Annotated in this window: 10 protein-coding genes and 1 pseudogene; 5 read left to right on the plus strand and 6 right to left on the minus strand. The window is 36.3% G+C overall.

What is annotated here, in order from left to right; all coding sequences use genetic code 11:
* Nucleotides 1–147 precede the first annotated feature (147 nt).
* The 4 genes and pseudogenes from HRT72_05615 to HRT72_05630 all read left to right on the plus strand — a co-directional run bounded on the left by HRT72_05615 (nucleotide 148) and on the right by HRT72_05630 (nucleotide 2,945).
* Complete coding sequence (locus tag HRT72_05615) at nucleotides 148–339, plus strand: hypothetical protein (protein ID NQY67186.1); 192 nt, start codon at nucleotides 148–150, stop codon at nucleotides 337–339.
* Complete coding sequence (locus tag HRT72_05620; GenBank protein NQY67187.1) at nucleotides 336–947, plus strand: hypothetical protein; 612 nt, start codon at nucleotides 336–338, stop codon at nucleotides 945–947. The genes HRT72_05615 and HRT72_05620 overlap by 4 nt, the downstream gene beginning before the upstream one ends.
* Nucleotides 948–1,073: 126 nt before the next feature.
* Nucleotides 1,074–1,499 (plus strand): annotated as a pseudogene (locus HRT72_05625) (DUF861 domain-containing protein).
* Nucleotides 1,500–1,658: 159 nt separating this feature from the next.
* Complete coding sequence (locus HRT72_05630; protein NQY67188.1) at nucleotides 1,659–2,945, plus strand: hypothetical protein; 1,287 nt, start codon at nucleotides 1,659–1,661, stop codon at nucleotides 2,943–2,945.
* 183 nt (nucleotides 2,946–3,128) lie between these two features.
* Here the strand turns inward: HRT72_05630 and HRT72_05635 are convergent, their stop codons facing one another.
* From HRT72_05635 to HRT72_05660, 6 genes are all read right to left on the minus strand, one after another.
* On the minus strand, nucleotides 3,129–3,284 hold the full coding sequence (locus tag HRT72_05635) for a response regulator (protein NQY67189.1): 156 nt from the start codon (nucleotides 3,282–3,284) through the stop codon (nucleotides 3,129–3,131).
* A gap of 294 nt (nucleotides 3,285–3,578) precedes the next feature.
* Nucleotides 3,579–3,779 (minus strand): hypothetical protein, encoded by a 201-nt coding sequence (locus HRT72_05640; protein NQY67190.1) that lies wholly within the window; start codon nucleotides 3,777–3,779, stop codon nucleotides 3,579–3,581.
* 672 nt (nucleotides 3,780–4,451) lie between these two features.
* Nucleotides 4,452–4,691 carry a YfiR family protein gene (locus tag HRT72_05645; GenBank protein ID NQY67191.1) on the minus strand — a complete coding sequence of 80 codons (240 nt, stop codon included), beginning with the start codon at nucleotides 4,689–4,691 and terminating at the stop codon, nucleotides 4,452–4,454.
* Between the two features lie 28 nt (nucleotides 4,692–4,719).
* On the minus strand, nucleotides 4,720–4,923 hold the full coding sequence (locus HRT72_05650) for a hypothetical protein (protein ID NQY67192.1): 204 nt from the start codon (nucleotides 4,921–4,923) through the stop codon (nucleotides 4,720–4,722).
* A gap of 286 nt (nucleotides 4,924–5,209) precedes the next feature.
* The gene (locus HRT72_05655; GenBank protein NQY67193.1) at nucleotides 5,210–5,791 is read right to left on the minus strand and encodes an SUMF1/EgtB/PvdO family nonheme iron enzyme; all 582 of its coding nucleotides are present in this window, start codon (nucleotides 5,789–5,791) and stop codon (nucleotides 5,210–5,212) included.
* A gap of 1 nt (nucleotide 5,792) precedes the next feature.
* Nucleotides 5,793–7,199 (minus strand): sulfatase-like hydrolase/transferase, encoded by a 1,407-nt coding sequence (locus HRT72_05660; protein ID NQY67194.1) that lies wholly within the window; start codon nucleotides 7,197–7,199, stop codon nucleotides 5,793–5,795.
* A gap of 168 nt (nucleotides 7,200–7,367) precedes the next feature.
* Here HRT72_05660 and HRT72_05665 point away from each other — a divergent pair.
* On the plus strand, nucleotides 7,368–8,593 hold a 1,226-nt coding region (locus HRT72_05665; GenBank protein NQY67195.1), incomplete at its 3' end, for a DUF418 domain-containing protein.

Below are 8,593 nucleotides of genomic sequence, written 5' to 3' on the forward strand. Positions count from 1 at the left end.
ATTGCCATAACAATTGCTCCTTCTAAAAATACGAGCCCGAATAGTTTCGAATGACTGTTAATTAAAAAAGAGGTAGAGGTGGATGCCATGGTTGGATAACTAGCACGATATTAATAAATTTATCGCACTACACCGACAACGAGATTAATGACTTTCAATACACTTATAAAAAGAATTATACTTTCTGCCATGGCATTAAGTGCTGTATTGTTTTCGATTTACAAACTCCAAGATTCTCCAGAGCAACAGCTGGGTAATACTAATAGAGCCGCTGGGCTAGGTGTTGAGAATCCTCTCTTTGAAGTTGAATTGAAAAATGTAAACAATAGGTTTAAATGAGAGTATTGCTGGTATTTATATCAATTGCAGTACTGGTGTTCAACGCGTCTTGCGGAGATAACTTTGAATCTGATTTATCTAAAAGCGGTATCTATTCAAACACAGAAATAGGTTGGGAGATAAAAGTGCCTTTAGGCTATAAAGGAATACCAACTCCTCATCGTAAAAGATGGCTGAAAATTGGACTTGGGGTAAATAATGCAAAACATCTTTCCGATGATGTGCATCATTTATTGGGCATTTGTAAAAATGAAAAAGAACAATTCACATCTTTAATTAGCAATACGGAGCCTATTAGTAATTATCCCGGAGTAAAGTCGGAATTAGATTTTGCACGGCAGTACTCTGCAAATCAATCGAAGATCTTTAATAGAATGAATTTTAATTCGGTTGTAACAACACATACCGCCGATACAATTCAAGGGGTTTTATTTCGAAGAATTGATCGGAAGTTTGTAAGCTTTAACGATTCAGTATTGTTTAATCAATCGGTTTATTTAAAGTTTATCGACAAGCAAATCTTAGAAGTTGTTATTACCTCACAACATCAGAGAGATCACGACGAATTAATTAAGTCGTTTCAATCTTCTCGTTTTAGCTCTTTATAAGAGGCATGAGAATTGATAACTTGGATTGAGAAGTCTTAGCTTCTATTTACAATCATTAATTATATAAATTAGAGGTATTAAACTCACAAACCATTTATTATGAAAAAATTATTAAGCATTGCAGTATTGGTACTAGTTGCAAACTTTGGATTTGCACAAGAATATTATGAAGATTTAAAGCATCCAGCTAAGCTTTCAAAAGAGCAAATTGCCGGAACTATTTTTGACGATAGTAGAGTTGATAAATATAAAGACGAGAACGGTAATAAGGTAATAAGTTTCTCATCGCTTCAAACTTCTGATAAGCATGTAGCTGTGGGAATGTATAGCGCAGGTGCAAGTAAGGAAGTTTTTAAAGAAGAATATGGAGTAGATGAAATGATGTACTTCATTACAGGTGGAGTTACCTTAACTTCAGAAGATGGTACAGTAACAGAAGTTCACGCTGGTTAATATGTTTCTTTAGCGAAAGAATGGAAAGGTATTTGGGAAACAGATGGGTACACGAAGATTTGGGTTATTTACAGTAGAGATGGAGATGCCCTAGAATAAACGAACTAGGATTTTATAAAATTGAAAGAGCGAGAAGTAACTCTCTCTCTTTTTGTTACTACCGAGAGTTAAGATTGAAGTGAAATCGAATTGGGATATCGTCTGCAATCTTCTACTTTTACCGACTCCCATTTTACATTTAATTCAAAACAAGAAATTATGCGTTTTATTAAATCAGTATTGTTGTTTTCTTTAGTTACGATGTTGGCGACTAACTTAACTGCTCAAGAAGAGAAATCTAAATCGGCTTCCGAAAGAGAGAACGATAGAAATTGGACAAGTAGGGATTTGTCTACTCAAGTTAGAGCATCGCAATCTTCAAGCAAACCAAGAAAGGATCGCAAAATTGATCACGACGTTAGATTTGATAACTACGGTCATTTAGTGGACGATAAAGGATTGCCAAAATGGTACTTAGATACCTTGTTGAGATTTCATGAAGAAGAGATACAAGGCGAAGGATACAACTACCGGTTGATGTGTTATTTCGAAGAAGATCACGAGATTGAGAAAACGATAATCTTAGCTAAGGTTGAAAGGCATACTGCTGAACAAGTAAGAGATTTGTTGAATAAGTATAAAGGTCAATTTGAAGAGAATGAATTGAAGTTTAGAACACTTGAAGAGTTGTTGTCGGAAGGAAGAACTTGGAAAGATTGGGAAGAAACAGAATACGATTGGAAGGATGAAATGGATGAGATCGTGTCTTATTATTGGGTATACAATAGAGAATTTAATGATTTAGGTAGAATATCTCCACCAGAAGATTGGCATTATTTAGAGGCTATGTATAACCATGAACTTTCTGTAATCGATTTTGCAAGGGGTGAGTTCGAAGATAGACCAGCTGCTATTGATACCATGTATGCTTATTTAGAAACATGGGCTGATCTTTATGGAAAAGAAAAAGGACATTACTTAGTAATTGGTGAAGATGACCAAGAAGTAACTAAGGCAAAGAAAGTGTCGGATGAATACAAAGCAGGAATCAGACGATTGCTAGAAGATAATATTCGGTGTGAAGGTTATTATGTAAGTAAAGTTTGTCATTATACAGAAGAACACCAGATTCAAGATATGATTTGGTTATCTAAATTAAATAATAGAGCTGCGCATATTTTACGTCCTTTAGCTGAGAAGTACGGTATTGAGATAGCTAACCAATGGGACTTACACAAGGAAGGTAGAGCTTGGGATAAGGATAAGGAAGATAAAGATTTTGATTGGGCAAAAGATATTGCAGGGGTAGGTAGTTGTTCTAAAACTTGCAAGAAGGATTTTGATTTAGTTAAGACGCAAGGAGATGAAAATGATTTGCAGTTTTTTGCAATGTATCAAGAAGCGATAGACGCCGTGGAAAGCTTTTCTATTCTTGAGACAAAAGGGAATGAGAATTCATCCAAAAGAATGATCGACTTCTGTATCAAATACAGGCCTTACCATTAATGTTATTTATTGCTCCACTTTTGGATGATATCTCTTAAGGAAGAGATTAACATAGGCTTGGAGATGTCGTCATCCAAACCGAGGGCAATGTATTTCTCTTTATCACCTTCTTAGTGCATTGGCACTTAAAGCGATTATTGGAGGCGCTGGTTTCTCTGATTTACATATCGCCTTTGTTGCTTTTTAACCATTCATTAGAGGCATTTGAATATCCATCAAGATAATATCGTACGAATTTCCCTCGATTTTTTTTACTGCATCAAGTCCATCAACTGCAACATCCATGGTGCAACCAGTTCCTGTGAGCATAGCTCGGGCTACCAAAATATTTACTTCCATACCATCAACAAGAAGTACATGTATGTTTTAAAATTGAGTAGTGATAGAGTCTTGCGTGATTTCGGTTGGTAACAGAGATTTACTAGCAATAGATGTGAACCAGAAATTTCTTCCTTTACCAACAGCACTAACAACGCCAATTTTCCCTCCCATCAGGTGCGATAGTTTTTTAGCGATCTACAAACCTAAATCAGTTCCCTGTGCTTTCTTGGTAGAGCTTTGGCCTAGCTGCTGGAATGCGTTGAAAAGAATTTGCTGATCCTTAATAGAAATCCCATCACCGCTATCAATTATTTATATTTTAATAGTGCAGTTCGTATCTTCCTTTGCTTGCACGGTAGATCGAATGGTAATTTCATCACCTTCAGTAAACTTAATTGCGTTGCTTATCAAGTTCGATAATATTTGTTTTATCCTGACTTCATAGCTCATGTTTGCCAAGAATTCGCTTTTGGATTCAGCGCTTTTTTCTGCATCATTTTTTAAGCTGTACAATGTTTGTCACCATATCATTGAAAAGACGTTTCTAGCGTATTTAATTATTCAATAAAACTCTCGGAATAGGCTCGTTTGGAATAATCTCCTTTCATGATATCTTGTGCAATAGTAGCCAGCCGTTGTAGGGGTAGAAATAAACCCTTGTAAATAAAGGATGATGAGAATCATAATTATCAACGTTCCAATAGCGATCCAAGTGATAGAAAGATAAAACTACTTAGGTTTGCTTCCAGTTGAATTGTATTTCCTACTATTAAGATTTTGCCAACTTTTCCAAAATCATAACTAATGTCATTAACAACATATAGTTGATTTCCATGGATCCTAAAATTATCGATCTCTTGAATTTTGAATTCAAGTTCGGCTTCTCTAAAAATTCTCTCGGCAAGAATTGTGTTGTTCGTATCGGTAATTTGGATGAAATAAATATCTACTTGTGCTTTTAAATTATTGAGGTTAGAAAGGATTTCTGAATTCTGTTCAAGTCAAATTGCCGTTGAACTATTATCTCCAATTACAGAACTTAATGCCTGAATACGTTGTTCCGAAGCGATAAGAAAGTTTTCTTTCGTTTCCTTTTGGATATGAAAATAAGAACTGCCATAGAGAGAAGAGTAACCACGAAGCCTCCAATAACGAGTATGTTCCGTATGTTGATAGTTCTATTCATTAGTTAATGATTTTAGCTATTGAATAGATTTTGGAACTGAGCTTAATACCAGACTTGTCGACCACAGACTTGTTGATTTCAATTTTAACTTGGCTAGATTCTAAATCGGTATCGAGGTTAATAGCGCTTCCCTTTTTTGCGCAATTATAACATTCACTTACTAGTAAGGTATCTGTATGGCTGATAATCTCTGCTAGCTCTTTGAGGTCTTTTGAATATGATTTCGGAATAAAAAGCAAATCAATATCTTCCTATTCGGTAATTGATTTAGGAATGATTTTCGATATGAGTTTTCCCATTAATGTCTCTGTGGCTTGCATGTTCTTTAAGAACCTCTCCGGAATAATCTTCACCGTATGTGGCAAATCGGATATTTCCATCAAAGTTTAAAGATGTTTCTGACCATTCAACAAAAAAGAGAATTTTTGTTAAAATAATGAACTTCACTTTACCATCATCATAGTCAGTCATGGACATGAACATGCCACTTCCAAGGAGAATAATGAATAATGAAATATTAAACTTCAACCAATAGGGTTTTGAAATTCAAAATCACCGTCAGAGTTAGGTCTGCGCGGAGTAATAGCTAAATATTTACGCTATTAAGTAATGATGGTTTCGGGGGAAGTTGCAAATACGTAATTATACCATATAATATAGAACGATAGTTTTTCTAGTAATAATTTCTAATAAAAGGTAATCCACTCAGATTTAGTTGTTTGTTGAATAGACTGAATAGACTGAATAGTCTTCTCGATTAGTTAGCAGTGATTACACAAAACCCAATGTTGATATTCCCGGTTTCTTTATCGACATAGAGTTCCCGTTCTTTCACGGTACCGTCGCATGTTTTCGATGAACAGAATAATGATCCCCCCGCTAGGCGGGTTGAGTCTTTGAGAGATACTTCCGTGATGTCCCAAACATTTCCAATAATATTTGCCTTGTGAATAGGTGTAATGGGATTCTTTTTTTCTGCAATAATCAGTCTATTATCTAAGTCTGCAAAATCCCAATATTCGTCGTAACTGGGTAATCGAACCTTAGCCCACTTGCAATAGGCGATAGCATCGTTGTAACTGACTTGGGTAACAGGAAGGTCTTTGGATGATGGTGTAAGTTTTCCATCCGGTGTCTTCCAGTTGGCGCCATCCACCGTAATAAATTTGTAAACGTCCTGCTGTACAATCGACCATCCGTACTTCTCAGCATCGGTTTTATAATTAGTCTCGTTTACGAATTCTTCAAATTGAGCATTCGAAACAGGGACAAGTTCTTTGTTGTTTTCGTTGCAGCTTAGGAACGCTGTGAATAGTAAGATTAAATAAACGTGCTTCAACTTAATCTTCGGAAGGAGTTCCTTTATCGCTAGCTAAAGATGCCTTAAAATCATCCATCACTTGATACAAAGGCCAATCAACCCAAGTATTCGATAGGTAGTTTGTTTCAGGTACTTCTTCTTTAGGGTCAATTAAGAGATTGTAAATAGAAGGGTAAACCATTTCTTTGATTGCATATCCTCCTTCTTCCATTTCTTTAATTAGGATTTTCCAATCTCTCCATTTAGCCCCAAACAGAATATTTCCTAAATATATCATTACTGATTCTCTTGCAGATTTTATTGTTTCACCCATTAGGAATTTTGTTTGATCCGCGCCATCTATTATCCTATCCGTTGGCACATCTCCACCTGTCCATGTTGCTAGCGTTGGGAATAAATCTACTAAATGGAATAATTGATTAGATACTTTTCGTTCAGGAACTTTACCGGGATATCTTATTATAAAAGGTACACGTAGTGATCCTTCATAAGGGGAGAACATCGCTCTTTTCCAAACACCAGTACTTCCAAAAGATCTATCAACGCCTTCTCGTCCATTATCGGAAGTAAATATAAAGATGGTGTTTTCTTTTAATCCAAGCTCATCGATAGTTTTAAGTAAATCACCAATATACGAATCCGTTTGAGCCAATACATCGGCGAATTTACCATTGCCAGTAGATCCTTTAAAATCGGGATGTGGATTAACGGGTTCGTGTGTTTGTGTATAAGGCAAATAGGCAAAGAATGGTTTGTTTTTACTTGCTTTTCGTTTGATGAAATCAATGGCCTTTACGGTTATTTCTTTATCTATTGTTGCTCTTCTAGGTAGATCATATACTCCAATTTCTTTTGGTTTTTCACCTTTCGTGCACTCAACTACATATGTGAAACGTAGATCAGGGTGGGCATCATCTCTCCAAAGGTCGCTGGTTGGCCAAAATGCTTGATCCGAAGAGTTAGGTATGCCATACCATTCGTCAAAACCTTGATCAGTAGGAAACCTTCCTTCCCAATCGCCTAAATGCCATTTGCCAAACATTCCGGTTGCATATCCTTGCTTTGTAAGCATTTCTGGAAGAGTAATCTCCCAACTTGTAATGCCCGACCATACACCTCGGTATTCATCCGTACCTGCTATTTTTCTCGTTCTTATGCCGTAACGCCCTGTCATTAACGAAGCCCTTGATGGTGTGCATTCTGCTTCAACGTTGAAATTGGTTAATCTAAATCCTTCGTCAGCAAGACCATCGATGTTAGGAGTTGGTGCTCCTCTGAGTTCGCCACCGCCGTAACAGCCCACTTCTCCGTAGCCAAAATTGTCCATCACCACCATCACAATGTTTGGCTTTTTACTGTTATCTGCTCCTAAAACTGTGCTTAGGTTTAATGCAGTTAAGAATACGATTAGTGTTATTTTATTCATTATGTATCTGTTTTTCTGCTAATTTATTAATTAACAATTAAATAATCTTTATTGTGATTAACAATGTTGTAAAATTGCAGTTTCGCGCTAGATGTGTAAGACCTGGTATATTTGTATTTAGCCGATCGTAGTCTAATATTAGCACTATAATTTGGAATAAGCCCATAAATGAATAGTATATCATCTATAACTTCTAAAGATCGAATAGCCACACTAGATGTCTTAAGAGGCCTAGCATTATTTGGTGTGTTAGTCGGCATTTTTAGTGAATTCATATTCTATGAAATGGTTATCTCTTGGGATTCCATGGTAGGCCTATCGACACATTCGATAGACTCTTTTGTTAGCCCTTTCATAAAGTTGTTTATCACAAATAAGGCCAATACACTTTTTGCTTTTCTTTTTGGATTGGGGTTCTATGTGCAATGGGAGAGAATAAAGGATAAGCGTTCAGATGCTAAAGTCATTTACTTGAGACGCACATTGATATTAATGCTTTTCGGCGCTTTTCATCTGTTTGTAATGTTGGCTTGGGAGGTGCTATTTATGTATGGAATTATAGCATTTATACTTTTCTTGATGAAGGATAAAAGCGATAAGTTTTTGCTTTATATAGGTTTGTTTTTGGCTCTCTTTGGGATGATAATTATTGAAGGTCTTAGCCAGTTTTTGGAGATGTGGCAATATGTAAATCCGGAGTTAATATACAATGAAGACGGTGGTTATAATATTATGCAAGGGGAGTGGGGATACGCTACGCTATTTAGCTACTTCTGGGAAATGAACTTGTATGAGCTGATTTTGAATGGCAGTATAATTAGCTACATCCTTTATGCCTTAGGTCGGTTTATGCTTGGTTTCCTTATTGGACGAAAAGGATGGATTCAAAATGCAAATCTTCATATTGCTGGATTTAAGAAAGTATTATGGTACACTTTACCTCTAGGGTTGGTAATGGGGTATTGGTCTCTCAGTATTATAAGCGTATACGATTATGGTAACATAGAGGAAATGCCTTTTCTTGTTGGCTTTGCTTACCTCATAGATTTTCTTTCCATTATTCCAATTGCCACAGGATACATTTGTTTGGTTGTTTTGGGAATGAATTCATTATTCAGTCGTAAGATCCTTTGCCTATTTGCACCCGTTGGAAGGATGGCGTTAACGAATTATGTGATCATGTGTCAAAGTGTAAACTTTACCTACTTCAGCATCGGACCAGGATTAGGACTTGCTGGTGAAATAGGGACTACCTACATTTTAGGTTTTTCCATTGGGGTGTTTGTTACGCTAACTATAACTAGCAACATATGGCTTAAGTACTTCCGCTTTGGTCCATTGGAGTGGTGTTGGCGGGCCTTGACTTATAAAGAGCTTCCGGTTATGATGAAAGG

The sequence above is a fragment of the Flavobacteriales bacterium genome (genome assembly GCA_013214975.1).
Taxonomy (GTDB): Bacteria; Bacteroidota; Bacteroidia; order DT-38; family DT-38; genus DT-38.